Origin of the sequence: Pseudomonas sp. NPDC089547 (assembly GCF_050280665.1) — a bacterium.
In the GTDB taxonomy this organism is placed as follows: domain Bacteria; phylum Pseudomonadota; class Gammaproteobacteria; order Pseudomonadales; family Pseudomonadaceae; genus Aquipseudomonas.
This window is the reverse complement of the sequence record NZ_JBNNVS010000020.1, coordinates 22158-47489: the sequence shown is the minus strand read 5'-3', so window position 1 is coordinate 47489 and position 25332 is coordinate 22158. Positions and strand designations below refer to the sequence as shown.

Annotated in this window: 20 protein-coding genes; 11 read left to right on the top strand and 9 right to left on the bottom strand. The window is 61.7% G+C overall.

Annotated elements, in window-relative coordinates; translation table 11 throughout:
• Positions 1 to 17: 17 nt before the first annotated feature.
• Entirely contained in the window at positions 18 to 2141 is a 2124-nt protein-coding gene (mtlD, locus tag ACQKPZ_RS15670; protein ID WP_427539614.1) for a bifunctional mannitol-1-phosphate dehydrogenase/phosphatase, read from the bottom strand.
• A 397-nt stretch (positions 2142 to 2538) separates the two neighbouring features.
• On the opposite strand from mtlD, the gene ACQKPZ_RS15665 reads away from it, so the two are divergent.
• Both ACQKPZ_RS15665 and ACQKPZ_RS15660 read left to right on the top strand, forming a co-directional pair.
• Positions 2539 to 2835: a DUF3144 domain-containing protein gene (locus tag ACQKPZ_RS15665; RefSeq protein WP_043202482.1), complete on the top strand. Its 297-nt coding sequence runs from the start codon at positions 2539 to 2541 to the stop codon at positions 2833 to 2835.
• Between the two features lie 745 nt (positions 2836 to 3580).
• On the top strand, positions 3581 to 4726 hold the full coding sequence (locus tag ACQKPZ_RS15660) for a hypothetical protein (protein WP_427539611.1): 1146 nt from the start codon (positions 3581 to 3583) through the stop codon (positions 4724 to 4726).
• A gap of 126 nt (positions 4727 to 4852) precedes the next feature.
• Here ACQKPZ_RS15660 and soxR (ACQKPZ_RS15655) read toward each other — a convergent pair whose 3' ends face one another.
• Positions 4853 to 5308 (bottom strand): redox-sensitive transcriptional activator SoxR, encoded by a 456-nt coding sequence (gene soxR, locus ACQKPZ_RS15655; RefSeq protein ID WP_427539608.1) that lies wholly within the window; start codon positions 5306 to 5308, stop codon positions 4853 to 4855.
• Between the two features lie 68 nt (positions 5309 to 5376).
• Here soxR (ACQKPZ_RS15655) and ACQKPZ_RS15650 point away from each other — a divergent pair, with 68 nt between their 5' ends.
• Positions 5377 to 5688 carry a DUF3144 domain-containing protein gene (locus ACQKPZ_RS15650; protein WP_427539605.1) on the top strand — a complete coding sequence of 104 codons (312 nt, stop codon included), beginning with the start codon at positions 5377 to 5379 and terminating at the stop codon, positions 5686 to 5688.
• Between the two features lie 10 nt (positions 5689 to 5698).
• Here the strand turns inward: ACQKPZ_RS15650 and ACQKPZ_RS15645 are convergent, their stop codons facing one another.
• Complete coding sequence (locus ACQKPZ_RS15645) at positions 5699 to 6592, bottom strand: LysR family transcriptional regulator (RefSeq protein WP_391134601.1); 894 nt, start codon at positions 6590 to 6592, stop codon at positions 5699 to 5701.
• 147 nt (positions 6593 to 6739) lie between these two features.
• Here ACQKPZ_RS15645 and ACQKPZ_RS15640 point away from each other — a divergent pair, with 147 nt between their 5' ends.
• The 4 genes from ACQKPZ_RS15640 to ACQKPZ_RS15625 all read left to right on the top strand — a co-directional run bounded on the left by ACQKPZ_RS15640 (position 6740) and on the right by ACQKPZ_RS15625 (position 11920).
• Complete coding sequence (locus tag ACQKPZ_RS15640) at positions 6740 to 7819, top strand: 4-oxalomesaconate tautomerase (RefSeq protein WP_427539602.1); 1080 nt, start codon at positions 6740 to 6742, stop codon at positions 7817 to 7819.
• A 59-nt stretch (positions 7820 to 7878) separates the two neighbouring features.
• Positions 7879 to 9195, top strand: a complete 1317-nt coding sequence (gene dctA / locus ACQKPZ_RS15635) for a C4-dicarboxylate transporter DctA (protein ID WP_427539599.1) — start codon at positions 7879 to 7881, stop codon at positions 9193 to 9195.
• Positions 9196 to 9317: 122 nt separating this feature from the next.
• A complete protein-coding gene (locus ACQKPZ_RS15630; protein ID WP_427539596.1) occupies positions 9318 to 10622 on the top strand; it encodes a CitMHS family transporter in 1305 nt (434 codons plus the stop codon).
• A 44-nt stretch (positions 10623 to 10666) separates the two neighbouring features.
• A complete protein-coding gene (locus tag ACQKPZ_RS15625; protein ID WP_427539593.1) occupies positions 10667 to 11920 on the top strand; it encodes an OprD family porin in 1254 nt (417 codons plus the stop codon).
• Positions 11921 to 11972: 52 nt separating this feature from the next.
• Here ACQKPZ_RS15625 and ACQKPZ_RS15620 read toward each other — a convergent pair whose 3' ends face one another.
• Both ACQKPZ_RS15620 and soxR (ACQKPZ_RS15615) read right to left on the bottom strand, forming a co-directional pair.
• A complete protein-coding gene (locus tag ACQKPZ_RS15620; protein ID WP_086976253.1) occupies positions 11973 to 12221 on the bottom strand; it encodes a CsbD family protein in 249 nt (82 codons plus the stop codon).
• Positions 12222 to 12480: 259 nt separating this feature from the next.
• Complete coding sequence (gene soxR / locus ACQKPZ_RS15615) at positions 12481 to 12936, bottom strand: redox-sensitive transcriptional activator SoxR (RefSeq protein WP_391134583.1); 456 nt, start codon at positions 12934 to 12936, stop codon at positions 12481 to 12483.
• Positions 12937 to 13020: 84 nt separating this feature from the next.
• Here soxR (ACQKPZ_RS15615) and ACQKPZ_RS15610 point away from each other — a divergent pair, with 84 nt between their 5' ends.
• Together ACQKPZ_RS15610 and ACQKPZ_RS15605 are read left to right on the top strand one after the other, a co-directional pair.
• Positions 13021 to 14118 (top strand): efflux RND transporter periplasmic adaptor subunit, encoded by a 1098-nt coding sequence (locus tag ACQKPZ_RS15610; protein WP_427539590.1) that lies wholly within the window; start codon positions 13021 to 13023, stop codon positions 14116 to 14118.
• The gene (locus ACQKPZ_RS15605) at positions 14115 to 17198 is read left to right on the top strand and encodes a MexW/MexI family multidrug efflux RND transporter permease subunit (protein ID WP_427539587.1); all 3084 of its coding nucleotides are present in this window, start codon (positions 14115 to 14117) and stop codon (positions 17196 to 17198) included. The genes ACQKPZ_RS15610 and ACQKPZ_RS15605 overlap by 4 nt, the downstream gene beginning before the upstream one ends.
• Before the next feature lie 138 nt (positions 17199 to 17336).
• Here ACQKPZ_RS15605 and ACQKPZ_RS15600 read toward each other — a convergent pair whose 3' ends face one another.
• Positions 17337 to 18074 carry a GntR family transcriptional regulator gene (locus tag ACQKPZ_RS15600; protein ID WP_427539585.1) on the bottom strand — a complete coding sequence of 246 codons (738 nt, stop codon included), beginning with the start codon at positions 18072 to 18074 and terminating at the stop codon, positions 17337 to 17339.
• A gap of 118 nt (positions 18075 to 18192) precedes the next feature.
• Here ACQKPZ_RS15600 and ACQKPZ_RS15595 point away from each other — a divergent pair, with 118 nt between their 5' ends.
• Complete coding sequence (locus ACQKPZ_RS15595) at positions 18193 to 19548, top strand: class-II fumarase/aspartase family protein (protein WP_391134572.1); 1356 nt, start codon at positions 18193 to 18195, stop codon at positions 19546 to 19548.
• 68 nt (positions 19549 to 19616) lie between these two features.
• A complete protein-coding gene (locus ACQKPZ_RS15590; protein WP_427539582.1) occupies positions 19617 to 20918 on the top strand; it encodes a cation:dicarboxylate symporter family transporter in 1302 nt (433 codons plus the stop codon).
• Positions 20919 to 21052: 134 nt separating this feature from the next.
• Here ACQKPZ_RS15590 and ACQKPZ_RS15585 read toward each other — a convergent pair whose 3' ends face one another.
• The 3 genes from ACQKPZ_RS15585 to ACQKPZ_RS15575 form a co-directional block, all read right to left on the bottom strand.
• The gene (locus ACQKPZ_RS15585) at positions 21053 to 22567 is read right to left on the bottom strand and encodes a DHA2 family efflux MFS transporter permease subunit (protein ID WP_427539579.1); all 1515 of its coding nucleotides are present in this window, start codon (positions 22565 to 22567) and stop codon (positions 21053 to 21055) included.
• The gene (locus ACQKPZ_RS15580; RefSeq protein ID WP_427539576.1) at positions 22557 to 23702 is read right to left on the bottom strand and encodes an HlyD family secretion protein; all 1146 of its coding nucleotides are present in this window, start codon (positions 23700 to 23702) and stop codon (positions 22557 to 22559) included. Before ACQKPZ_RS15580 ends, ACQKPZ_RS15585 begins: the two co-directional genes overlap by 11 nt.
• 160 nt (positions 23703 to 23862) lie before the next feature.
• Positions 23863 to 25281 (bottom strand): efflux transporter outer membrane subunit, encoded by a 1419-nt coding sequence (locus ACQKPZ_RS15575; protein ID WP_427539573.1) that lies wholly within the window; start codon positions 25279 to 25281, stop codon positions 23863 to 23865.
• Between the last annotated feature and the right edge of the window lie 51 nt (positions 25282 to 25332).

The following is a 25332-nucleotide window of genomic DNA, read 5'->3' as shown; positions in this document are numbered from 1 at the left end:
GCTAACGGGCAATTGTCCTATGTAGGGGCGGCTTCCGAGCGGCGCGAATCCGGCTGCTGCAACTGCCGGAAGCCCTCTGCAATGGCATTGATCAGTTCCACGTCCTTGACCGGGCATAACCTTGGGAACCCGTTGCCGTCATGGGTAAGCACGGCCTCGACACGCGCGTCGTTCTCGAGGTGAACCTGCCTGATCGCCTGGCTTTCCTTGTCTTTGCTGTCGCCGCACCTCAGCGCATGGTGAATAGCGAGGCCTGCCCCGAAGGCCAGCGCCGGGGTTTCAATACCATGCTTGCGTGCAAGATCGATGCTGCTGAAGATGCGTTCGTTGCGCTGAAGCTTGCGCAACGGGTCGCGCCCCACCCGGGCACAGGGGTCTTTAAACGAGGTTTTACAGCGTTCCAGGAAGGTGTCGGCAAAACGGCTGACCACTTCTGCCATCTGTGGGTACTCCGCCACCAGTGCGGGGCCGACTTCCTGGCGAATCAGGCGTTCGGCCAGTTCGCTTACACGTGCATCGCCCATACCCTGGCCTACCGAGTCATGGCCCAACAGGCTGGCGTACCAGGCAACGATGGCATGCGGGCCGTTCCACAGGCGGTTCTTGATAACCTGGATCAGGGTGATGTCAGGCTCCGTCTTCACCTGGCGCAGGCGTTCAAGCAGGTCGCTGCCATGCTCCACATACAGCGGCATGTCGGGCTCGCTGTTGAACAGGATCAGGTGCAACTGGCTCATCGCGCTGCTGGGCTGGGCGAACGGCCTGAAGCGCCCGATCAGTCGTTCGTATTCAGGCACTGGCGTCGATGCCTTTTTGGCGATGGCTGGCTCGTCTTCCAGGCTGTTCTGGAACATCCGTGACTTGATGCGCAGTTGTCGCACCAGTGCATCGTTGCTGAGTTTGGAGACGATGCGGCTGACCACTGTTTCGGCGAAGTGGGTCTTTTCCAGCACTTGCTTGCCGATGGCTGGCGAGCACAGCAATGCCAGTTCCGCTTGCACATGGCGGCGCACGAACGCGGCGCCGCCCACCTTGTTCAGCACGATCAGCAACGTCAGCTCACGGCCACGTCGTTCGAAGCGTTGCAATAGCCCCTTGGCAATCACCTTCGCCTGGTTGCGGATGGCCTGTTCCGGAAGGCTCAGGCCGATGATTTCGGCCGCGGTGTACATGCCGATGACTGCGTCGTCATCGTCCAGGTCGATCATGCGCACGTTGTCGATGGTCTGGTCGAACGATGTAGCACCGTAGCGCACGCTGTAACGGCCGAAGGCATTGACGCTTTCGCGAAGCATGCGCGAGCGGGTCGCGGCGATGATTTCACATGGCCGGGTGTAGCCATCCCAATGGGAAAAGACCTGCGTCAGGTAGCCACCCCCGATGGCGCCGAAACCATGAATGCCCACGCGGAACTGGTTCATGGAGGCCGGGAAGCTTTCGTTCAGTTCGGGCATGCCCAGGTCGGGCACGCACTCGCTCAAATCAGCCAGGAATTCGGTCATGCTGCGGTAGGCCTTGAGCGCGCCTGCCTTGATCTCGGCGGCAGGTGGCTTGATGTCTTCGATCAGGATCGCCTGGCCTTCGGCGCGCATGGCCGACAGCATGCCGTTCTCCGAATCCTCGACCATGAAGCATTGGCCTGGCTCGCAATTGAGTGCGCGGGCGGCTTTCAGGAAAATCTCGGGGTGGGGTTTGCCCTGGCTGACTTCATCGCCACAGACGGTGATGTCGAAGTACTTCAGCACGTTGGCGTTGATCAGGTATTCCTCGGCAATCGCACGGCGGCTGGACGTGGCCACCGCCATGGTCAAGCCTGACTTGCGCAAGCGCTCCAGCACTTCCAGCAGGCCGGCCTTGATCGGTACGCCGTGATTGCGCACGTACTCCAGTTCAAGTTCATCTGCGCGTTTGCGGATCTCGGCGTACGGGAAGTCTTTACCGTTATGGGCCTTGGCAAGGGCTTCGGCCTTGGTCGCGCTCAGGCCCAGCGAGCCGATCAATGTGTGCTCGCTCAGCGCTTTGCCGAAAATTTCCAGTGAGGCTTGCTTGAGTGTCTTGACGCGCAAGCGTTCGGTGTCGAAGAGGGTGCCATCCATGTCGAAGATGGCGCTGAGAATCTGTTTACCTTGAAATAAAAGCATTGAGTGTTGCCCCTGTGAATGCGTCAGACATCTCGCCTTAGCAAGCGAGTACGGCGTGTGAACTGCAGCGTCGGCAGTCAGGTCGGGGGCACGCGTTTGTCAGGTGCACGCTCAGGCGTGACACAGAGATAAGGCGGGGCAGAGCGGGGAGTGCAGAGGAGGTTTGCAACCTTTGAGGCAAGGCGGGCGGCTCGGTTGGCCTTGAGGTCACGCCCACTGGCTGCAGTCGGTTTTGCAGGCAGTGGGCGCAAGTAGCGATGGATACGTGTGATTCCAAGCATAAGGTGCTTTGCTTCCTGTCTGGTTGTGTCGTTGATCCTTTTTCAGCCTTGCACGTATGCGCCGCGACATGCAAGGCTTGGCCTCCCGCTCGTATCCCGCAACAAGGTGAACCGCAATGACCAAAGCTACCGACCAGGCTTTTTACGACCGCGCCGACGCGCACATCGAACTGGCCAACCAGCAGATCGAAAAGTTCGAGGACCTGGGCAAGGTAAGCGCTTCGCTGACATTCGGTGCGGCACGTTTCAGCGCCTGGATGAGCGCCCGCAGTTTCAAGAGCGGCGCCGAGCTGGGCGCAGCGCGGGAAGAAATTCTGAAGTACTTCTGCGAGCAGTACCGGATGATGCTCGAAGACAACCTCGATGAGCATATCGAGCATTTTGACCAGTACATGCTGGGCAAGAACGACTGATCCACGCAACAACGCATTCTACTGTTTACTGCGAGTCAGCTAAGCGTTATGGGGCTGATAGGTGCTTGCCACAGCGTATCCAGAATGCGCGCCTCTGGCACAGGATACGTGGGAACGGCCTTGCACCGCGCAGCACCGTTCGATCTCAAAGGCAATGCAGTCGTCATAACGATAAACTGGCAGACCTAAAATTGCTTAACTGACTGATACTGCTCTACAGGGGTAGTTAGGCGCTGGCCGAAAAATTGCGGCTGCGCGGTGAAGAAGTTACATGCGCAAAAATTCAGTTCGATGGATTCAGCAACGCAGAGTTTGCCCTGCAGGTCCGTGATTACAGGTGCAATCACCAAACCGCGCGGCCAGAGAGTAGCACGCCGTTAGACTTTCTCAGGTGCTTGAAGCATACGTTTGAAGCTTCACATTGTTCTTTGTCGTGTTAGTTGTCTACGTTCAAAGATACTTAGTGAGTTAAGCATTTTCAAGGTTGGATGCGGCGTGTAGGTGTTTTTCATGCGCTGCACTTTAAGGTAAGAGTATTGGTAAGTGGTGGGCTTGTTTTCCTGTGCTGGAAATTGCTATGCTGGCCATATGGTGCTGAAAAAATCTTCGTAGTTTCGTGATTTTTGTAATGTGCTGAAGTGGTTCTTAGTAAGTGTAAAGGTTGATAGTAGTGTGGCAGGTGTTGGCAAGTTAGTACTTTCTGGTTTCGGGGGCTGAAAAATTGTTTGAAGCAATGGCTGCGTACGTGTCAAGTCTGGTTTTGCGTTTTAAAGAATATTTTTCCAATTGGCGTGGCTTCCATACAGCAGTGTCAGAGGTTTCGAGTGAAGAGGGTAGTCTGGCAGCATCCTCTCATGCAGGGGGGCTGGGATTTGACTATCTCAACGTGAGAGTGGGGGATTTAGTTGATGGGAGAGCAGTTACTGAAATCCTCCATCAATCAAATAATGCATTAATTTTTATGAACTATGAAGGTGTAAGATATTTTTATCGCGGTGTTAGTCTTAGGACAAAGGTTTTAATTTATAAGCTTGAGAGCTTGATGCATGAAGGCGGAATAAAGTTTAGGGGGGCGCATAAATTTGTTCTGGATGATTACAGGGTTTCAATACTCAGGATTATCCTAAGTGCAGATAGTTCTCGCGTAGAGGTTGAGGATGACTTGTTTCAACCTCTTCTTCACTTTATCGATAATAAACCGAAGGTTGAATATGTTTTTGAGAATAATCCGAGGTTTGTTGTATTTTTGAGTGAGATGAATGAAGTGTCCTATCAGTTGAGGAGTTCCGCAGAATTCAGTGCGAAAGCTCTTTCTGAGTTTAGGCGTTTGAAGGCGATGGGGCATGCATCTTTAAGTGGGAGACAGGTTGAGGCTTTTAATTATTCAATTGCTTCTGGGCTTATTTCTGCTCTTCGTGAGCCTGATGATGTCGAAGGCTGTTTTTCTATGGCTAGAAACTATTTAGATAAGGCTTTAAGTAATCGCGTTGGTATACATTTGGCATTCTCGGTGTTTGGTGTATTGGTTTTGGTTTTGGTTGTTTTGGGTGGCGTGTATTTTAGTCTTTCTACTTCGCTGACGCAAAATCTAAACATGTTGCTGGCAGGGGTGTCTGGTGGAATGATCGGAGCAGCAATATCTGTGTTGCAACGCTCAAAGGACGTGAGGGCAGTTGTCTTTGATTCGCACGGTCTATTGGTTTTGCAGGCGATTACAAGGCTGGGGTTAGGCTGTTGTTTTGGGGTGATTGCAATTATTGCAAGCAAAGCGGGCTTTTTCTTCGAGATGTTTGTTGGGGACCACAAGAAAATGTTTTTGCTTGCTGTTGTAGCCGGATTTAGTGAGCGAATAATGCCAGAGTTTATCGAAAGAGTTATCGAAGAAAAGTGATGGGTTTTGGCAGAGTCTGGTCCTCCCAATATGAGGTTTTCCTTGATGCCCACGGCAAACCGAGGGCAAACTCGACTGTTTCTCGAGAAACAGGTGCGTAGTGGCGCTTGCAGCCAGAGATTGCTCTTATTTGGCCTTTTTCTCCAGGATCCGCGCCCCGGATCCTTCCTTGGCCAGCACATCTTCAGGGTTGCGCAGCGGGCAATCTTCCAGTGACAGGCAGCCGCACCCAATGCAGTTGTCCAGGCTGTCGCGCAGCGCCTCCAGCGTGCGGATGCGGGCGTTCAGGTCTTCGCGCCAGGCCGTGGACATCTCGCCCCATTGCGCTGCCGTGAGCTTGCTGTTAGGCGCATAACGGCTGAAGGCCTGCTTGATTTCCTCCAGCGGAATACCGGTGCGTTGCGCCACCTTGATGATCGCCAGCGTACGCAGCACCAGCGAGGGAAAGCGGCGCTGGTTGCCGGCTGTGCGGACACTGGCGATCAGCCCCTTGGACTCGTAGAAGTGCAGCGCAGACACCGCCACGCCGCTGCGTTTGGCCATTTCGCCCACGGTGAGCATTCGCGTATTGTCTGCTGCCATGCCTGTTGACCTCAGGTTAAGTTGAGCTCTTATAGTCCTGCCCGATCTTCCCCGCAACCGCTTTCCTGATGATCGAAGCACTGCATGAACAAAATACCGATCAGGCCTTTTACGACCGCGCCGATGCGCACATCGACCTGGCCAACCAGCAGATCGAAAAATTCGAAGACCTGGGCAAGGTCAGTGCCTCGCTCACCTTCGGGGCCACACGCTTCAGCGCCTGGATGAGTGCCCGCAGTTTCAAGAGCGGCGCGGAGCTGGCGGCAGCCCGGGAGGAGATTCTGAAGTACTTCTGCGAGCAGTACCGGATGATGCTCGAAGACAACCTGGATGAGCACATCGAGCACTTTGATCGCTTTGTGCTGGGCAAAGGCGACTGAGCCTCGTCCCTCAACGGTTGGGCCACTGCTCCAGCAGAATTGACACGAATTTTTCCGCGGCGGGCGACAACGACGCCCCGCGGCGGTAGACCAACCCCAGTGTGCGCGTGACCTGTGGCTCGATCAGCGGCACGCTGACCAAGGTGGGGTGGTCTGCGCTGGGCATTGCCAGGCTGGGCATGGCAGATACGCCCAGGCCGGCCTCCACCATGCCCAGCGACGTGGACAGGTGCTGCACCTCGTAGAACCACTTGGGCCGCAGGTTGAGCCCTGACAGCGCGTGGTCCAGCAGCATGCGGTTGCCGCTCAGGCGACCCACGCCGATCAGGCGGTGCTCGGCGAGTTCGGTCCAGGTCACGGCCTTGCGGTTTGCCAGGGCGTGGTCCCGTCGGCAGGCCAGTACGAAGTGCTCCTGCACCAGTGAAACAAACTCGATGTCCGGGTGTTGGCCACTCATCATGTTGATGCCGAAGTCGGCTTCGCCACGCAGCACGGCTTCCAGCCCGTCGTTGGCGCTGAGGTCCAGCAGGCGGATGCGGATTTTCGGGTAGCGCTCGTTGTAGTCGCGGATCACCGACGGCAGGAAGTAGAAGGCGGCGGTGGGGATGCAGGCGAGGGTGACCTGGCCGGTCTGCCGCTCGGCCAGCTCGCGGATGCTGAGGATCGAGTCTTCAAAATCATCCAGAAGACGCCGGGCCTTGGGCAGGAAGTCGCGGCCAACGCTCGTCAGGCCGACCCGGCGTGTGGTGCGTTCGAGCAAGGAAGTGCCCAGCCCTTCTTCCAGCTTCTTGATCCGCCGGCTCAGTGCCGGCTGAGACAGGTGGAGTGCTTCGGCAGCCTCGTGAAAACTCCCAAGTTCGGCGATTTTCACGAAAGATCGGATGTCTTGCAGCTCATATTCCATAAGAAAGCCCGTTAGTGTCGCCGCGTTTTATTGATGCTTGTATCGCAATAATAGCTACGATATTTGCATTGGATTGATTTATCCAACCCTGCCACTCTTTTGCTCACAGCATCAATGATGTCCATTGATCGACAAGAGTGCAAAATCATGCAGCGAATTCCTTGCGTACTCATGCGCGGTGGCACCTCGAAAGGGCCGTTCTTCCACGCCTGGGACCTGCCTGCCAATGTGGTCGAGCGCGACGAGCTGCTGATCAACCTGATGGGCTCTGGCCATGAGCTGGAAATCGACGGCATCGGTGGCGGCAGCCCGCAAACCAGCAAGGTGGCGATCGTCAGCCCGTCGCTGCATGCCGATGCCGATGTCGACTACCTGTTCGTGCAGGTGATGGTTGCCCAGCGCCGCGTCGACACGGCGCCCAATTGCGGCAACATGCTGTGCGCCGTCGGCCCGTTCGCCATCGAGCAGGGCCTGGTGAAAGGCCAGGATGGCAAGACCTTGGTCCGCATCCGCAACCTGAACACCGGTACCTTGGTGAATTCGCTGGTGGAAACCCCCGGCGGCATCGTGCGCTACGAAGGCCGCACGGCAATTGACGGCGTACCGGGCACTGCCGCCCCGGTGCAGCTGACTTTCCTCGATGCTGTTGGTAGCAAGACCGGCAAGCTGTTCCCCACCGGCGCGGCCACGGATGTGATCGATGGCGTACCGGTAACCTGCATCGACATGGCCATGCCCATGATGGTCGTGCAGGCCAGTCAACTGGGGGTGACAGGATCGGAAACCCCTGCAGAACTCGATGGCAACGCCAAACTGCTCAAGCGCCTGGAAGCGTTGCGCCTGAAAGCCGGCAAGGCCATGGGCCTTGGCGACGTCAGTGGCATGGTAATCCCCAAGCCGGTGCTGGTGTCGGCGCCACGGTACGATGGCACGTTGCAGGTGCGGTACTTCATGCCGCACAACTGCCACCGCGCCTTGGCCATCACGGGCGCAGTCGGGCTGGCAACGGCCTGTATCAGCCCTGGTACGGTCATCGGCGACCTGCTGGGCGAGGGTGCCGAACCCTTGACCGAGGTGCGCCTGGAGCATCCGAGCGGTGGCATCGATGTGGCGCTGTCGCGCAGTGGTGCCGACGGCAAGACCACCCAGGTTTCGGTAGTACGCACCGCCCGGCGGCTGTTCTCAGGCTTTGTCTACGCCCCTACCTTGCGCAGGCTGGCAGGGTAGCCACACGCTCGTACATTCACCCAAGCGCATCCGCACAATTTCAACAACGGTGATGCCTCATGAAACTCGCCAAATCGCTGTACTTCCAGATCCTTTGCGCCGTGCTGCTGGGTGTATTGGTCGGCCACTTCTGGGCGCAACAGGCCGTTGCACTCAAGCCGCTGGGCGATGCCTTCATCAAGCTGATCAAGATGATGATCGCCCCGGTGGTGTTCTGCACGATCGTCACCGGCATCGCCGGGATGACCGACAAGCGCTCGCTGGGGCGCCTGATGAGCAAGACGTTGCTGCTGTTCCTTGGCCTGACGGTGGTCAGCCTGGTGATAGGGCTGGCGGCGGTGTACCTGTTCAAGCCAGGTGCAGGCATGAATATCGACCCTGCCACCCTCAGTACCGAAGGCCTCAGCCAGTACACGGCCTCGGCTGCCAAGCTGGGCGTGGTGGACTTCTTCATGCACATCATTCCCGACACCTTCATCGGCGCCTTCAACAAAGGTGAAGTGCTGCCGGTGCTGTTCATTGCCGTGCTCAGCGGTTTTGCCCTGTCGTCCATGGGTGACAAGGGTAAGCCCGTGCTGGAGGTGCTGGAGTCGGCCTCGACCATGGTATTCCGCATTTTCGGCTACCTGATGCGCTTTGCGCCGGTGGGCGCCTTCGGTGCGCTGGCCTTTACCGTGGGGCAATACGGCATCACCTCGCTGGGAGCCCTGGCCAAGCTGGTAGGTACGCTGTACATCGCCTGCGCATTCTTCGTACTGGTCGTACTGGGGGGCATCTGCCGTGCCCACGGCTTCAGCCTGTGGAAACTGCTGCGCTATTTCCGCGAAGAATTCCTGGTGGTGCTGGGTACTTCGTCCACCGAGCCAGTGCTGCCACGCATGCTGGAAAAGCTCGAAAAGCTGGGCTGCAAGAAAGGAGTGGTCGGCCTGGTGTTGCCAACCGGTTACTCGTTCAACCTTGATGGCACAGCCATCTACCTGTCACTGGCGGCCATCTTCATCGCCCAGGCTTGCAATATCGATATCACCCTGGGGCAGACACTGACCATGCTGGCGATCATGTTGCTGTCGTCCAAAGGTGCCGCCGGGGTGACAGGCAGCGGGTTTGTCGCCCTGGCCTCGACCCTGACCGTGATCCACGATATTCCGCTGGCTGGCCTGGCCCTGTTGATTGGCATCGATCGCTTCATGTCCGAGGCCCGCGCCCTTACCAGCCTTGCCAGCAATGCGGTGGCCACCGTGGTGATCTCGCTGTCCGAGAGTGCCTGTGATCGGGCTACCCTGCTGCACACCCTCGATGGCGGGCAACCAGCGCAGCCGGCTTCACCCGCACCTGCTCAGGTCGACTGGCCCGCAGAGCCACACCGCCACGTCTGATTGGCCGCCGCTACACCCACGCCTGACTTAAAATTCCACTCGACATCACCGCGATGCCGAGTGGGGTAGGGGGCTGCCTGCCCGCGGGCGGCCACGCACAATAAAAACAAGAGAGAAAGACCATGCTCGCACTCCTGGGCCTGATCATGGTGGTGACGTTCACCTACCTGATCATGAGCAAGCGCCTGTCGCCTATCGTTGCGCTGACCGTTGTCCCGATTGTTTTTGCCGTGATCGGCGGGTTTGCCCCCGAGCTGGGCAAGATGATGCTCGACGGCCTGAAAATGGTCGCACCATCGGCCGCTTTGCTGCTGTTCGCCATCCTGTTCTTCGGCCTGATGATCGACGCCGGCCTGTTCGATCCGCTGATCCGCAAGATCCTCAAACGGGTGAATGGCGACCCGGTCAAGATCGCCATCGGTACGGCGCTGTTGTCACTGCTGGTGGCGCTGGACGGTGACGGCACCACCACTTACATGATCACCTGTGCGGCCATGCTGCCGCTGTACAAGCGCATCGGCATGAACCCGATGATCCTGGCCACCGTGGCCATGCTGTCGCTGAGCATCATGAGCGGCTTGAGCCCCTGGGGCGGGCCGGCCACGCGGGCCATCGCCGCGCTCGGGCTGGACGCCAGCGAATACTTCATCCCGATGTTGCCGACCATGATCGGCGGTGCAGCCTGGGTGGTGTTCACTGCTTTTCTGCTGGGGCGCACCGAACGCCGTCGCATCGGCAACATCGCGCTGGAGTCTGGCGGTGGCAACTGCTACATCAAGGAAATCCTCGGCGACAACCCGCACAAGCGCCCGCGGCTGGCCTATGTGAACCTGCTGCTGGTGATTGCCGTGATGACGGCGCTGGTGATGGGGCTGATGCATGCCGCCATCCTGTTCATGATCGGCTTTGTTACCGCGTTGATGGTCAACTACCCGCAGCTGGAGTTGCAGAAAGAACGCATTCTGGCGCACTCGGGTAACGCCATGACCGTGGTGCTGCTGGTGTTTGCTGCGGGTATCTTTGCCGGGATCTTCTCGGGCACCAAGATGGTCGACGCGCTGGCGCAAACCCTGGTGGACTGGATTCCCGAAGAATGGGGCCACTGGTTCCCGTTGGTGGTGGCGCTGACCAGCATGCCACTGACCTTCGTGCTGTCCAACGACGCTTACTACTTTGGCGTGGTGCCGATCCTGGCCAACGCCGCAGCGGCCTATGGCATCGACCCGCTGGAAATTGCCCGCGCCTCGGTCCTCGGCCAGCCGGTGCACCTGATGAGCCCGCTGGTGGCTTCGACGCTGCTGCTGGTGGGCATGGTCGACCGTGACATCGGTGACTTCCAGAAGGCCACCTTCAAATGGGCCGTACTCACCTCGCTGGTGATCACCGCGCTGGCCCTGCTTACAGGTGCGTTGTCGTTCTTCGTCTGAGCCCTGTTTGCACATTTTCAAATAACAACAATAGAGTACCGATCATGTCCCGAGCTGTATTCCGTGGGGCCACCTGTGGCCTGCTCTGCGGCTGGCTGCCTGTTGCCGGCGCGGCTGGTTTTATCGAAGACAGCACGCTCAAGTTGCAGCTGCGCAATGTCTACTTCAATGAAAACTTCCGTGATGAGCAGGGCATGAGTGCACGCGCCGCCGCGACTGCCAAAAGTGAGCGGGTCGAGTGGGCACAGGGCTTTCTGCTCGACTACCAGTCAGGGTACACGCCAGGCGCGCTGGGCCTGGGGATTGATGCCCAGGGCCTGCTGGGGATCCGGCTCGACTCCGGTCGCGGGCGCAGTGGCACGGGCCTTTTGCCGGTGCATGACGATGGCCGGGCGGCGCAGGAGTTCGCCAGCGCCGGGGCAACAGCCAAGGCGCGTCTGGGCAAATCGGTGATCAAGCACGGCACCTTGCTGCCCAGGACGCCGGTGCTGGTCTACAACGATGCGCGGCTGCTGCCGCAGACGTATCAGGGCACGCAGCTGACCAGTGCGGATATCGACGGGCTGACATTGAGCGCCGGTCACCTGGACCGCTTCAAGCAGCGGGACTCAGCCGACAGCACAGGCCTGTATCTGGACGGCTACGGCGGTACCAAGTCGGGGGATTTCACGTTTGCAGGTGCTGAGTACAGCGTCAGCAAGCCGCTGCGCCTGAGCTACTTCCATGGCCGGCTTGAGCACTTCTACCGCCAGGACTTCATCGGCCTGGTGCATGACCTGCCGCTGGCCGGTGGGGTGCTGACCACTGACCTGCGCTACTTCAAAAGCCGTGACAGCGGCACGGCCTACGGCGGTGCCATCGACAACGACATGCTCAGCGGCCAGGTGGCGTATGCGCACTCCGGCCATACCGTCGGCGCGGGCTACCAGGTGCTCAATGGCGAGGCTGGGTTGCCGTACATCAGCGGTGCGACGGTGTATTCGTTCAGCAACGTGGGTATCGGCAAGTTCATCGAGGAAGAGGAAAAGACCTGGATGGCCAGCTACGCCTACAACTTTGCGGCAGCAGGTGTGCCGGGCCTGACTTTCATGGCGCGATACCTGAGTGGCGATAATGGCCGCTCGGGTGCCGCGGGCATCAAGGAGTGGGAGCGTGATGCTGAGATTGCCTACGTGGTGCAGAGCGGGCCGCTGAAAGGGCTGGGCGTGAAGTTACGCAACTATGTCTACCGTTCGGACTTTGCCCGCGGGCGCGACAGCAATCGCTTGTACCTTACCTACGATATCGCCCTCTGGTGATGGCGCGGGCCGGATGGCATACCCGGCCCTGGCCCTGCTTGCGGTGCCCTGTTCAGCGGCGCAGCAGGCGAGACACCAGCAGCGTGGCAGCAGCCGTGATGGCCAGTGCGGCGAACGGTTTTTCCTTGACGAACGAAGACACCGTGTCCAGGGCATCACCATAGGTTTTGGTCACCTGGCCTGCGGCCTGACGCGCATCGCCTTCGGCTTCCAGCGCGGGGTCTTCGACCAGTCTGCCTACAGCGCTCTGCGCCTTGCCTGCAAGGTTCTCTGCAACGCCTTCGATCTGTTCGCGTTTCATGATGGTTTAGTTCCTTCCTGTAAGCGGCTTGGGTTAACGGCACAGGGTTAGGGCGTTGGCAGGTCGCAATGGTTCCAAACGATTGCTTGTCGCCTTCAGGTCACGCCGTCCCTGTAGGAGCGGCCTTGTGTCGCGACAGGGCCGCAAAGCGGCCCCAGGGTTTCAGCAAGGACGCACAAATTGCCGGGGCTGCCTTGCAGCCCGATCGCGACACAAGGCCGCTCCTACAAGGAATCGCACTTTGCTTGAGAGGGCGAGGCTAGCGCGCTTTCTTCTCAAGGATCCGCGCCCCGGTTCCTTCTTTAGCCAGCACATCCTCTGGGTTGCGCAGCGGGCAATCTTCAAGTGACAGGCAGCCGCACCCAATGCAGTTGTCCAGGCTGTCGCGCAGCGCCTCCAGCGTGCGGATGCGGGCGTTCAGGTCTTCGCGCCAGGCCGTGGACATCTCGCCCCATTGCGCTGCCGTGAGCTTGCTGTTGGGCGCATAACGGCTGAACGCCTGCTTGATCTCCTCCAGCGGAATACCGGTGCGTTGCGCCACCTTGATGATCGCCAACGTACGCAGTACCAGTGAGGGAAAGCGGCGCTGGTTGCCGGCAGTGCGGACACTGGCGATCAGCCCCTTGGACTCGTAGAAGTGCAGCGCAGACACCGCCACGCCGCTGCGTTTGGCCACTTCGCCTACCGTGAGCATCCGCGTGTTGTCCGCTGCCATGCCTGTTGACCTCAAGTTAAGTTGAGCTCTTATAGTCCTGCCCGACCTTCCCCGCAACCGCTTTCCTGATGATCGGAGCACTGCATGAACAAAAGGACGTTACTGGCCTGCACCGGCGCTGTGGCAGGTGTGCTGGCCGCTGCCTATGCGCTGGTAGGTAGTGGTTCGGCACCACCCGCTACGGCGGCGTGGCCTGCAACCAAGGTGGCGCTGGCCACCGCCGAACAGGTGCAGGTGGCGCGGCAGAACTTTGCCTCGGGGGAGCTTGAGGCGGTCAACCAGGTGCAGGTGGCGGCGGAGGTGGCAGGGCGCATTACCGCCATCGCGTTCGAGTCGGGGCAGGCGGTAACGGCCGGGCAGGTGCTGGTGCAACTCAATGACGCGCCGGAGCAGGCCCAGCGCGTGCAGTTGCGGGCCAAGCTGCGCAACGCCGAGGTGGTGTTGCAGCGCAGCCGCAAACTGCTGGCAATGCATGCCGTTTCGCAAGAGCTGTTCGACAACGCGGCCACGTCCGTGGATGTGGCCCGTGGCGAGTTGCAGCACGTCGAGGCGCTGATTGCGCAGAAGGCCATCCGTGCGCCGTTTGCCGGCAAGCTCGGCATCCGTCGGGTACATCAGGGCCAATACCTGGGCGCTGGCGAGACCATCGTCAGCCTGGCAGACACCCGCCAGTTGCATGTCAACTTTTCCTTGGGCGAGCAGGCTGCGCCCGACGTGCATGTCGGGCAGGTGCTGGCACTGGGTGTGGATGCCGTGCGCAGCCAAGGTTTCCAGGCCCAGGTAGTGGCGGTCGACCCGGTTATCAGCAAGGCGCGCCTGGTGCAGGTGCAGGCAGCCCTGCCGAACCCGGACGGGCAGTTGCAGCCGGGCATGTACGCCAGTGTGCGCCTGGATGCTGCGCAGCCGTCTACCGTGCTGGCCGTGCCGGAAACCGCAATCACCTACACCGCCTATGGGCAGACAGTGTTCGTTGCGACCCAGGATGCGCAACATGGCACCCGGGTCGGCCGAGTGCGGGTTACCACCGGTGCGCGCTGGCAGGGGCGGGTGGAGGTGACCTCCGGGCTGGCGCCAGGTGACCGGGTGGTGGTGTCCGGCCAGCTTAAGCTGAGCGATGGCATGCCGGTCGAACCGGTGGCGCAGGACAGCCTCCAGGCCAACCTGGGAGGGCGGCAGCCGTGAAGTTTACCGATCTCTTTGTGCGCCGCCCGGTGCTGGCGCTGGTGGTCAGTAGCCTGATCATCCTGTTGGGGCTGTTTGCCATGGGCAAGCTGCCGATCCGCCAGTACCCGTTGCTGGAAAGCTCGACCATCACCATCAGCACCGAGTACCCCGGCGCCTCCGCCGAGCTGATGCAAGGCTTCGTGACCCAGCCGATTACCCAGGCGGTGTCATCGGTGGAGGGCATCGACTACCTGTCCTCGTCGTCGCAGCAGGGGCGCAGCCTGATCACCCTGCGCATGGTGCTGAACCGCGATTCGACCCAGGCGTTGGCCGAGACCATGGCCAAGGTCAACCAGGTGCGCTATCGCCTGCCGGAAAAGGCCTACGACCCGGTGGTGGAACTGTCGGCAGGTGACTCCACCGCTGTGGCCTACGTGGGTTTTGCCAGCGATACCCTGTCGATACCCGAGTTGAGCGATTACCTGTCGCGGGTAGTGGAACCGCAGTTCTCCGGCATCGATGGCGTAGCCAAGGTGCAGTCGTTTGGCGGGCAGCGCCTGGCGATGCGCCTGTGGCTGGACAGCGAGCGCATGGCCGGGCGCGGGGTGACGGCAGCCGATGTGGCGCAGGCGGTGCGTGCCAACAACTACCAGGCAACACCGGGCCAGGTGCGCGGGCAGTATGTGCTGGCCGATATCCAGGTAGACACCGACCTCACCCGGGTCGAGGACTTTCGCGAGCTGATCATCCGTAACGCGGGCACCGACCTGGTGCGCCTGCGCGATGTCGGCACCGTCGAGCTGAGTGCGGCGGCCACCCAGACCAGTGCCACCATGGACGGCAAGCCGGCCGTGCACCTTGGCCTGTTCCCCACGCCGGCCGGCAACCCGCTGGTGATTGTCGAGGGCATTCGCCAGCTGCTGCCGCAGATTCAGCAGACCCTGCCACCGGGTGTGCATGTGGCGCTGGCGTACGAGACCGCACGGTTCATCGACGCCTCCATCCACGAGGTGCTGCGCACGCTGGTAGAAGCGATGCTGATCGTGGTGCTGGTGATCTGGCTGTGCCTGGGCTCGCTGCGCAGTGTGATGATTGCAGTGGTGGCCATCCCATTGTCGATGCTCGGCGCCGCAGGCTTGATGCTGCTGTTCGGCTTCAGCCTCAACCTGCTGACCTTGCTGGCGATGGTGTTGGCCATCGGCCTGGTGGTAGACGATGCCATCGTGGTGGTGGAGAACGTGCACCGCCATATCGAAGAGGGCAAGTCGCCGGTTGCTGCGGCACTGGCGGGTGCGAGGGAAATTGCCGGGCCGGTGATTGCCATGACCCTCACGCTGGCGGCGGTGTATGCGCCGATCGGGCTGATGGGCGGGCTGACCGGTACGCTGTTCCGCGAATTCGCCCTGACGCTGGCGGGGGCGGTAATCGTGTCTGGCGTGGTGGCGCTTACCTTGTCGCCGGTGATGTGCTCGCTGCTGCTGCAACCCGGTCAGCAGCACGGCGCAATGGCCAACCTGGCGGACCGTGTGTTCGGGGCGCTGACCGGGGCTTACGGGCGGGTGTTGGCCTACACCCTGTCGCATCGCTGGATCAGTGGCGGCGTGGCACTGCTGGTGTGCCTGAGCCTGCCCTGGTTGTACCTGCTGCCACAGCGCGAACTGGCACCCCCCGAGGACCAGGCGGCGGTGCTCACGGCCATCAAGTCGCCGCAGCATGCCAGCCTGGACTATGCGGAACGCTTTGCGCTGAAGCTCGACCAGGTGATGAAGTCCATTGCCGAAACCACCGACACCTGGATCATCAACGGCACCGACGGCCCGGCCGCAAGCTTTGGCGGCATCAACCTCAGTGTCTGGCAGGCCCGCGAGCGCTCGGCTGCGCAGGTGCAGGCGCAACTTCAGCAGGCGGTAGCGGACATCGAAGGCAGCAGCATTTTTGCCTTCCAGGTGGCCTCGCTGCCGGGCTCCAGCGGTGGCTTGCCGGTGCAGATGGTGCTGCGCAGTGCCGGGGATTACCCTGAGCTCTACCAGACCATGGAAGCCCTCAAGCAGCGTGCCCGCGACAGCGGCCTGTTCGCCGTGGTGGACAGTGACCTGGACTACAACAACCCGGTGGTGAAGGTGCGCATCGACCGGGCCAAGGCAGCCAGCCTGGGCATCAGCATGCAGGCCATCGGCGAGTCGCTGGGCGTGCTGGTGGGCGAGCAATACGTTAATCGCTTCGCCCTGTTCGGGCGTTCCTACGACGTTATCCCGCAGAGCATTCAGGACCAACGCCTGACGCCGGCAGCGCTGAATCGCCAGTATGTGCGCGCCGAAGACGACAGCCTGGTGCCGCTGGCCACGGTGGTGCACCTGGATATCGAGGTTGCGCCCAATCGCCTGCTGCAATTTGACCAGCAGAATGCCAGTACCTTGCAGGCGATCCCGGCGCCGGGTGTATCGATGGGCAATGCCGTGGCGTTTCTCGAGAAACTGGCCAGTGCGTTGCCACCTGGCTTCAGCCACGACTGGCAATCGGAATCACGCCAGTACGTGCAGGAAGGTTTTGCCCTGATGTGGGCGTTTCTTGCCGCGCTGGTGGTGATTTACCTGGTGCTGGCGGCGCAGTACGAAAGCCTGGTGGACCCGCTGATCATCCTGGTGACCGTGCCGCTGTCGATCTGTGGTGCACTACTGCCGCTGGCACTGGGGTGGGCCACGCTGAACATCTACACGCAGATCGGCCTGGTGACACTGATCGGGCTGATCAGCAAGCACGGCATCCTGATGGTGGAGTTCGCCAACGAGATTCAGGTGCGTGACAACCTGGCCCGCGCCGAGGCTATCGTGCGCGCTGCGCAGATACGTTTGCGGCCGGTGCTGATGACCACGGCGGCGATGACCTTCGGCGTGCTGCCGCTGCTGTTCGCCAGCGGTGCCGGGGCCAACAGCCGTTTCGGGCTGGGGGTGGTGATTGTGTGCGGGATGCTGGTGGGGACGTTGTTTACCTTGTTCGTGCTGCCGACGATCTATGCCTGGCTGGCGCGGGATCACAGGCTGACAACGGTGCGCGGGCGGCAATTAATCGATGCCGACAGGCAACTTGGGATCCTGTAGGAGCGGCCTTGTGTGGCGAAAGGGCCGCAAAGCGGCCCCGGCGATCTTGCAGTGAGGCGACGATTCTGGGGGCGCTTCGCACCCCTTTCGCGACACAAGGCCGCTCCTACAGAGATTGTGCGCGCCGTTGGGACTGAATCAGGCGGGCGAGCGATCCCGGCGCATCTGGGTCACCAGGGTAAAGCGGTCATCCGGGTGCACCGTCTCGGACACCGCCATCAAATCACCATTCTCCTCGCGATAATGGCGAATGATCTTCAACCCCGGTGAGCCCGCTTCGGCCTTCAGCGCCCGGGCCATTTCCGTGGTCAGCAGCACTGCCCGCACCTGCTGATCGACCACCGCGATCGCCCGGCCATAGTGCTGCTCGATCAAGCCTGCGATCAGTTGGTCGGGGTGCTCGCGGGCCCGTTCGATCACCTCGGCATAGTCACGCTGCGCGTACACATCGGTCCAGCACAGGGGCGCCGCATTGTGCGCGCGATCAACGCGAATGCTCGACACGCAGAAGTAGTGCTCACCCGGCACCAGCCCAAGCCGCGCCGCTTCGCTCAAATCGGCCACGAAGTGGCGCACGTCCTGGATTTCCCGCTGCTGGGTTTCGGCCAGGTGGGCAAGGTCGGCCACGCTGGCCAGCGACTGCGAATAACCGCCGCGCGGGCTGCTGGCCTCGACCCGGGTGCCCACACGCTTGCGCCGCGACACCAGCCCCTGGTTGAGCAACTGGTCGATCGCCGCGCGAACCGTGTGCCGGCTGACACTGTACAGGTCGCACAGCTCGAACTCGGTCGGCAGCAGGCTGCCAACCGGGTAACGGCCGCTGGCGATGCCTTCCATCAAGTCCTTTGCCACGGTGGTGTAGCGGGTCGGGTTCATACCTTTGGTCTGTCTCGCAAATTTCATCGGTTGACAGTGTAACAGCGACAGGGCAAGAATTATGTACGGACATAAACAATATGTCCGGTCAAAAAATAACATTTCAGGATCCCTGCCCATGTCCACCACCGTTTTCGATTCCACCCTGTTCCGCGACATGTTCGGCACCGCCGAAATGCGTGCGGTGTTCTCCGACAAATCGCTGATCGAGCGTTACATCGAAGTGGAAGTGGCATTGGCCAAGGCCGAAGCCCGCTGCGGCGTGATCCCTGCCGAAGCCGCCGTGCAGATTGCCGAGCTGTCGCGTTACGAGGCGCTGGACCTGGCGCTGATGCAGCACGAGACTGAAATCGTCGGTTACCCGATCCTGCCGCTGGTCGAGCAGCTGTCGAAGCTGTGTGGCGAGGCTGGCCGCTACGTGCACTGGGGGGCGACTACCCAGGACATCATGGACACCGCCGTGGTATTGCAGGTGCGCGCCGCGTTGGCCATCGTCGAACGTGATATCCAGGCCGTGCGTGGCCTGCTGGCCGAACTGGCGCTGCGCTACCGCGATACGCCGATGGCTGGCCGCACCCACCTGCAACACGCGCTGCCGATCACCTTCGGCTACAAGTGCGCGGTGTGGCTGAGCATGTTCGACCGCCATGCCGAGCGCCTGGTGGAACTGCGCCCGCGAGTGGAAGTGGGGCAGTTCGCCGGTGCTGCCGGTACCCTGGCCTCGCTGGGCGACAAAGGCCTGGAAGTACAAGCCGCGCTGATGGCCGAACTGGGCCTGGGCGTGCCGCAAGCCACCTGGCACGTGGCCCGTGACGGCCTGGCCGAAACCCTGAACTTCCTGGGCCTGGTCAGCGCCTCGTTGGGCAAGGTGGCACTGGACATCATGATGATGATGACCAGCGAACTGGGCGAAGCCTACGAGCCGTTCGTCAAGGGCCGTGGCGCCAGCAGCACCATGCCGCAAAAGCGCAACCCGATCTCGTGCGAGCTGATGTACGCCGCCGCCAAGGGCGTGCGCCAGCAGGCCGGGCTGATGCTCGACGCCATGATCCAGGACTTCGAGCGCTCCACCGGCCCGTGGCAGGCCGAATGGATCGCCGTCCCTGAAGCCTTCGCCCTGACCGGTGCCTCGCTGGCGCAAGCGCGCTTCATGCTGGCCGGCCTGGACGTACGTACCGAGCGCATGCGCAAGAATCTGGACATGACCCAGGGCCTGATCGTTGCCGAGGCGGTGATGATGGGCCTGGCCCCGGCGCTGGGCCGCCAGGTGGCGCACGATGTGGTGTATGCCGCCTGCCGTATGGCCAACGACCAGGGCATCAGCCTGCTGGAAGCCTTGAAGGCCCAGGGTGAAGCCACCGCGCGCCTGGACCTGGCGACGCTCGAGCAGCTGTGCGACCCGACCAACTACCTGGGCCTGGCGCCGCAGATGGTTGACCAGGCCCTGGCCCGCCCGGGTGCCGTTGCCCGCTGATACGCCCGTGGCCCGGCACGCCCGGGCCACGACCTGAGTTTACGTACAATAACAATGAGAACGCTACCATGGCTTCCACTTCGAAAAAGCCGCTGTACAAGGACCTGACTTTCCAGGTGCTTGCCGCGATGCTGCTGGGCATCGCTTTCGGTTTCCTCGCCCCCGAGCTTGCTGCCAAGTTCAAGATCCTGGGGGACATCTTTCTCAAACTGATCAAGACCGCTGTGGCACCGCTGGTGTTCTTCACCGTGGTCCATGGCATTGCTTCGGCCGGTGATATCAAGCGGGTCGGCAAAGTCGGCTGGCGCGCACTGGTGTACTTCGAACTGCTGTCCACGTTGGCGCTGGCGTTGGGCCTGCTGTGGGGCAACCTGATCAGCATCGGTTCGGGCATGCACGGCGCACATGCCAGCAGCGCCGCATCGGCGGCTGCCAGTGCTGCCGTTGCCAAAGGCCATGCGCCGACCTCGACCATGGACTTCATCTACAACATTTTCCCCGACAACTTCGTGGGGGCCTTTGCCGGTGGCCAGTTGTTGCAGGTGCTGGTGATCGCCGTGCTGTTCGGCTTTGCCTTGCTGGCCTTGAAACAGGAGCGCCGGGCGGTGATCGAGGACGGCCTGAACCGGGTGTCGGAGTGCTTCTTCGAGTTCATCAACCTGATCATGAAGTTCGCCCCGCTGGGTGCGTTCGGCTCGGTGGCCTATGCGGTGGGCAGCAACGGCTCGGCGGTGCTGATGTCGCTGGCCAACCTTGTGCTCATGTTCTACGTGGCGGTCGCCTTCTTCCTGTTCGTGGTGCTGGGTGCTGTGTGCCGGTTGTCGGGGTTCAGCCTGTGGCGCTTCCTGAAGTACATCAAGGACGAGATTTTCATCGTGCTGGGGACTGCTTCGTCGGAGAGCGCACTGCCGCGTTTGCTGCAAAAGCTCGAACGCTTCGGTTGCTCGAAACAGAGCGTGGGCCTGGTGCTGCCGACAGGTTATGCCTTCAACCTGGATGGCACCTCGATCTACATGTCGATGTGCGTACTCTTCATTGCCAACGCCTACGGTGTGCCGCTGGGTTGGGAGCAGCAGCTGGGCATCCTGGCGATCATGCTGGTGACCTCCAAGGGCGCGGCGGCCGTGTCGGGTGGCAGCTTCGTGGTGTTCGCCGCCACGGTGACCGCCATTGGCGTGTTGCCGGTGGAAGGCCTGGCTTTACTGTTTGGCGTTTACCGCTTCATGTCCATGGCCATGGCTACCTGCAACACCATCGGTAATAGCGTGGCGACGGTGGTGGTTGCCAAATGGGCGGGCGAGTTTACCGAGCAGAGCGCGCGTGAGGAGTATTCGCGGGTGCTGGGCAGGGCGCCTGGGGCAGCACTTTGATGTACTCGGTTGCCTGACAGATTTTGGGGCTGCTTTGCAGCCCTTTCGCGACACAAGGCCGCTCCTACAGAAATACGCGATCCCCTGTAGGAGCGGCCTTGTGTCGCGAAAGGGGCGCAAAGCGCCCCCAGCATTCAACTGTCTTGCCTGGTCCGTAGCAGCAACGCCGCCAATGCACACCCGATCAGCGCCAGGCACGCCAGGTAAAACGCATCACTGTAAGCCATCAGGTACGCCTCCCGCCGAATGGTGGCTGCCAACCCCTCCAGCATCTGCTGCTGGTGCGGCAACCAGCTTTGCACTGTCTGGTTGAGCCGTTCCTGCACACCAGGCTCGAATACCGTCACCTGCTCGTGAATGCGTTCACTGTGAAAGCGCTCACGGGTCGCCACCAGTTGCGTCAACCCGGCCGTGCCAATGGCACCGCCCAGGTTACGCAGCATGGAGAACACTGCCGAAGCCGAGCCAGCCTCACGCTTGTCCAGCCCGGCCACTGCCAGCACCGACAGCGCCACCATGATGAACGGCTGGCCGATGCCACGCACCACCGTGGACGGGATGATCACGTTGTCGGCACTGTCAGCGCTCAGGCTCGCGCCCAGCCAGCAACCCAGCGCCATGATCAGGAAGCCGCTGGCAACCATCAACTTGGCACTGGTCCTACCCATCAGCCTGGGCATCAACGGCGCCAGCAGCAACTGCACCACGCCATAGGCAATCAGCGACACCCCCACGTCGTGCGCGCTGAAGCCCTGCAACTGCGACAGGTAGTTGGGCACCAGGAACACCAGGCCGAACGTGGCCGCGCCGAAGACGAACATCGCCACGCTGGCGACGCCGAAGTTGTAGCGCCCCAGCAAACGCAGGTTGATGAACGCGCGCTGGCCAAACAGCTGGGTTACCACGAACACCGCCAGGGCCATGGCAGCGACCACACTCATGCCGACGATGAACGGCGAGCCGAACCAGTCCAGCCGGCCACCTTCCTCCAGCACGATCTGCAGGCCCCCCAGGCCCACCACCATGGCCGCAATGCCCAGCCAGTCACCCTTGCGCAACAGTTCAAGCTTCATCGGCCTGGCCTCGATCGACCAGGCGATGGCAAGCAGCAGTGCGATACCGGGGAACAGTTGCAGGTAGAAGATCCAGCGCCATGAATAAGCATCGGTCAGCCAGCCGCCAATCGAGGGCCCGGCCGCCTGCGCCACGCTGTTGGCCAGGCTGAACAGCGCCATGCCCATGGCCATCTTGCTGGCCGGCAGCTCGGTGATGATCAGCTGGAACGACAGCGGGATCAGCACCGCGCCCGCTGCGCCCTGGACCACCCGGATGGCAATCATCGCCTCCAGGTTCGGGGCCCAGGAACAGGCCACCGAGGCCAGCAGGAAGATCAGCGAACCGGTCCACATCACCCGGCGCAGCGAGAACACTTCCACCAGCCAGGCAGTCAGCGGAATCATCACGATTTCGGCCACCAGGTAAGCGGTGGATATCCACGAGCCTTCTTCAAAGCTGGCGCCCAGCGAACCACGGATTTCCGGCAGGGCGGCGCTGGTGACATGCACGTTCATGCCGGCCATGAAACAGCCGAACAGGCCACCCAGCACCGCCACCCAGGCACGCAGTGGCACCGGTTGTTCAGTGGGCATCGGCAACCTCGGCAGGGCGGGTGTCGACGGTGGTTACCACCGACATGCCGGGCAGCACGTGCGGGCCATCCAGCGGTTTGTCGAGCAGGATGCGCACCGGGAAGCGCTGGACGATCTTGGTGAAGTTGCCGGTGGCGTTGTCGGATGGCAGCAGTGCGAAGACATTGCCCGAAGCCGGCGAAAAGCTGGCTACCCGGCCATGCAGCGGTTGACCGGCGAAGGTGTCGACACGGATTTCAACCGGTTGCCCCGGCCGCATGTGGGCCAACTGGGTTTCCTTGTAGTTGGCCACCACGTAGGCCTGCTGCACAGGCACCACAGCCAGCAGCGGCTGGCCCGGTACCACGTACTGGCCAGCGCGTACGCGGCGTTGGCCGACGATGCCAGTGATGGGGGCACGGATCACGGTGTCGTGTTCATCCTGTTCGGCCAGTACCCGGCGTGCCTGTGCGTGGGCCAAGGCCGCTTCCCGTTGCTTCAGTTCGGCGTCAGCCTGAGTGGCCTGGGCGTTAGCCATGGCCAGTTGGGAGCGCTGTTCGCGCAAGGCAGCCTGCGTACCCTGCACGGCAGCTTGAGCCTGGGATGCAGCGGCACTGGCGCTTTCCAGGCGCTGGGCCGTTGCGGCATCGTCACGCACCAGGCCCCGGTAGCGTTGCATGTCCAGCGCGCTGCGCTGGCGTTCGGCAATGGCACTGTGCACCGCTGCTTGTGCCTGGACGATGGCTTGTTTGCGCTGGTTGATGCGTTCGGCCGCCACCTGCTGGCTGGCCTGGGCGGCGGCCAGTGCTGCCCGGGCTTCGGCCACGCGGGCCTGGGCCTGGTCGAGCCGCGCCTGGTAGTCGCGGTCTTGCAGGCGCACCAGCACATCGCCCGCGTTTACCGGTTGGTCGTCATCGACCTCTACCTTCGTCACGTAGCCAGCCACGCGCGGGCTCAAGGCCACCCAGTCGGCGCGGATGTAGGCGTCGTCGGTGGTTTGCAGGTAGCGGCCGGTGGAGAGCCAGTAGCTGGTGAAGGCCAGCAGGGTGATGGTTGCGGCGCTGGCGCCGGCGATGCAGGCCAGGCGGCGACGGGATCTGGCTCTGGCCTGCTGTGCGGTTTCGGCTGGGGCGGTTTGTTCTATGGCGGCATTCATGTCCGATTTCCATACTTGATTTTTGGGGCTGCTGCGCAGCCCTTCGCGGGCAAGCCCGCTCCCACAGGGATGGCGTTGTCTTCAGGCGTTGCGCAGTTTTTGTGGGAGCGGGCATGCCCGCGAAGGGCCGCAGAGCGGCCCCGTTTGTAGTGATCTGGAGCTACCACCGCCCACCCAGCGCGCGGAACAGGTTGACCTGCGCCTGTGCCAGCCGCCCTCGGGCTTCTACATGGCTGGCCCGCAGGCGGATCAGTTCGCGCTCGCTGTCGAGCAGGGCCAGCCCGTCAACCGTGCCGGCGCGATAATTGCCCTGGGCCAGCGCAAACCCCCGCTGGCTGTGTGCCAGGGCCGCGTCCAGCGCCTGCAAGCGCTGCCGTTCACCGTCGTAACGTGCCAGCGCCTGGCGCACGTCCTTCAGCGCGCTCAGTGCCACGCCGTGGTAATGGGCCACCTTCGCCTGCTGCAACGCCTTGGCTTTAGCAACCCGAGCGCGGTTGGCCTTGACGTTGGGGAACTCCCAGCGGATCAGCGGGCCGATGCCGAACACCACCGCATTGCTGTCGCCCAGGTTGGCAAGGTGATGGTCCGAGGACGTCAGCGAGGCGCCGAAGCTGACCTTCGGGTACAGGTCTGCCTGGACGATGTCGATTTCCAACGAGGCGGCCTGCAGTTCACGCTCGGCCTGGCGCACATCCGGGCGGCGTTCAAGTAATTGCCAGCCGTCGCCAGCCGGCAAGGGTGCCGACAGCGTAGGGATCGACGCGCAGGTGTGCGTCTCGGCCACAGCGGCCTGACCGCTGAGCATGCCCAGTTCGTACAGCGCCATTTGCCGCCGGGCTTCCAGCATCGGTAACCGTGCCCGCACCTGTTCCCGCAACCCCAGCAGGCGCTCGCTGTCCAGGGCGGTGGCAACGCCGGCCTGGCGCTGGCGTGTGCTGAGTTGCACGCTGTGATCGAGCGATTGCAGTGACTGGCGGGCCGCATCCAGGCGGGCGGTGTAGACACACTGGTCGATATAGGCACGGCTGGTTTGCGCCACCACGTGCAGGCGCACCAGATCCCGTGCGGCCTGGGTGGCATCAGCCTGTACCCGAGCACGCTCGATGGCGGCACGCACCTGGCCCCAGATATCTACCTGATAGGCCAGTTCGATACCGGGGTTGAATTGCCATTGAGACGGCGCATGGCTGTCGGTGGCTTCGGCCAGGGTCTGGTCATCGGCGCTTTTGCCATAGGTAGCGGCAAATTCCACTGAAGTGGACGGCCAGCGCCTGGCATCGAACTCGCCGATGCCAGCGAGCATGGCGTGCACATTCGCATCGGCCTGCGCCAGGTCCTGGTTGTGTGCCAGGGCTTTTTGCACCCAGCGGTCGAGCTGTGGATCCTGGAACAGTGCCCACCAGCGTACGGGAAGCGGTTGCTTGCTGGTGCCAGCCGGCAAGCTGGCCAGCGGGTCTGCCTGTAGTGCGGCGGGTGGCTCGATCGGCGCAGGTTGCCGGGCGCAAGCTGTAAGCAGGCTCAGTATGCCGAGGGCGGCACCAAGCCGGGCAGGGCAGGGGAATGATTGCAGTAAAGGCATCACGCACGTCGCTTGAAGGGTGGTGATGCGAGGTTAACGAGGGCGAGGCGG

Excerpts from the sequence above, each read along its gene's own strand:
- mtlD (WP_427539614.1), bottom strand. The coding sequence starts at position 2,141 with ATGCTTTTATTTCAAGGTAAACAGATTCTCAGCGCCATCTTCGACATG.
- ACQKPZ_RS15665 (WP_043202482.1), top strand. The coding sequence starts at position 2,539 with ATGACCAAAGCTACCGACCAGGCTTTTTACGACCGCGCCGACGCGCAC.
- soxR (WP_427539608.1), bottom strand. The coding sequence starts at position 5,308 with ATGGCAGCAGACAATACGCGAATGCTCACCGTGGGCGAAATGGCCAAA.
- ACQKPZ_RS15650 (WP_427539605.1), top strand. The coding sequence starts at position 5,377 with ATGATCGAAGCACTGCATGAACAAAATACCGATCAGGCCTTTTACGAC.
- ACQKPZ_RS15645 (WP_391134601.1), bottom strand. The coding sequence starts at position 6,592 with ATGGAATATGAGCTGCAAGACATCCGATCTTTCGTGAAAATCGCCGAA.
- ACQKPZ_RS15640 (WP_427539602.1), top strand. The coding sequence starts at position 6,740 with ATGCAGCGAATTCCTTGCGTACTCATGCGCGGTGGCACCTCGAAAGGG.
- dctA (WP_427539599.1), top strand. The coding sequence starts at position 7,879 with ATGAAACTCGCCAAATCGCTGTACTTCCAGATCCTTTGCGCCGTGCTG.
- ACQKPZ_RS15630 (WP_427539596.1), top strand. The coding sequence starts at position 9,318 with ATGCTCGCACTCCTGGGCCTGATCATGGTGGTGACGTTCACCTACCTG.
- ACQKPZ_RS15625 (WP_427539593.1), top strand. The coding sequence starts at position 10,667 with ATGTCCCGAGCTGTATTCCGTGGGGCCACCTGTGGCCTGCTCTGCGGC.
- ACQKPZ_RS15620 (WP_086976253.1), bottom strand. The coding sequence starts at position 12,221 with ATGAAACGCGAACAGATCGAAGGCGTTGCAGAGAACCTTGCAGGCAAG.
- soxR (WP_391134583.1), bottom strand. The coding sequence starts at position 12,936 with ATGGCAGCGGACAACACGCGGATGCTCACGGTAGGCGAAGTGGCCAAA.
- ACQKPZ_RS15610 (WP_427539590.1), top strand. The coding sequence starts at position 13,021 with ATGAACAAAAGGACGTTACTGGCCTGCACCGGCGCTGTGGCAGGTGTG.
- ACQKPZ_RS15600 (WP_427539585.1), bottom strand. The coding sequence starts at position 18,074 with ATGAACCCGACCCGCTACACCACCGTGGCAAAGGACTTGATGGAAGGC.
- ACQKPZ_RS15595 (WP_391134572.1), top strand. The coding sequence starts at position 18,193 with ATGTCCACCACCGTTTTCGATTCCACCCTGTTCCGCGACATGTTCGGC.
- ACQKPZ_RS15590 (WP_427539582.1), top strand. The coding sequence starts at position 19,617 with ATGGCTTCCACTTCGAAAAAGCCGCTGTACAAGGACCTGACTTTCCAG.
- ACQKPZ_RS15585 (WP_427539579.1), bottom strand. The coding sequence starts at position 22,567 with ATGCCCACTGAACAACCGGTGCCACTGCGTGCCTGGGTGGCGGTGCTG.
- ACQKPZ_RS15580 (WP_427539576.1), bottom strand. The coding sequence starts at position 23,702 with ATGAATGCCGCCATAGAACAAACCGCCCCAGCCGAAACCGCACAGCAG.
- ACQKPZ_RS15575 (WP_427539573.1), bottom strand. The coding sequence starts at position 25,281 with ATGCCTTTACTGCAATCATTCCCCTGCCCTGCCCGGCTTGGTGCCGCC.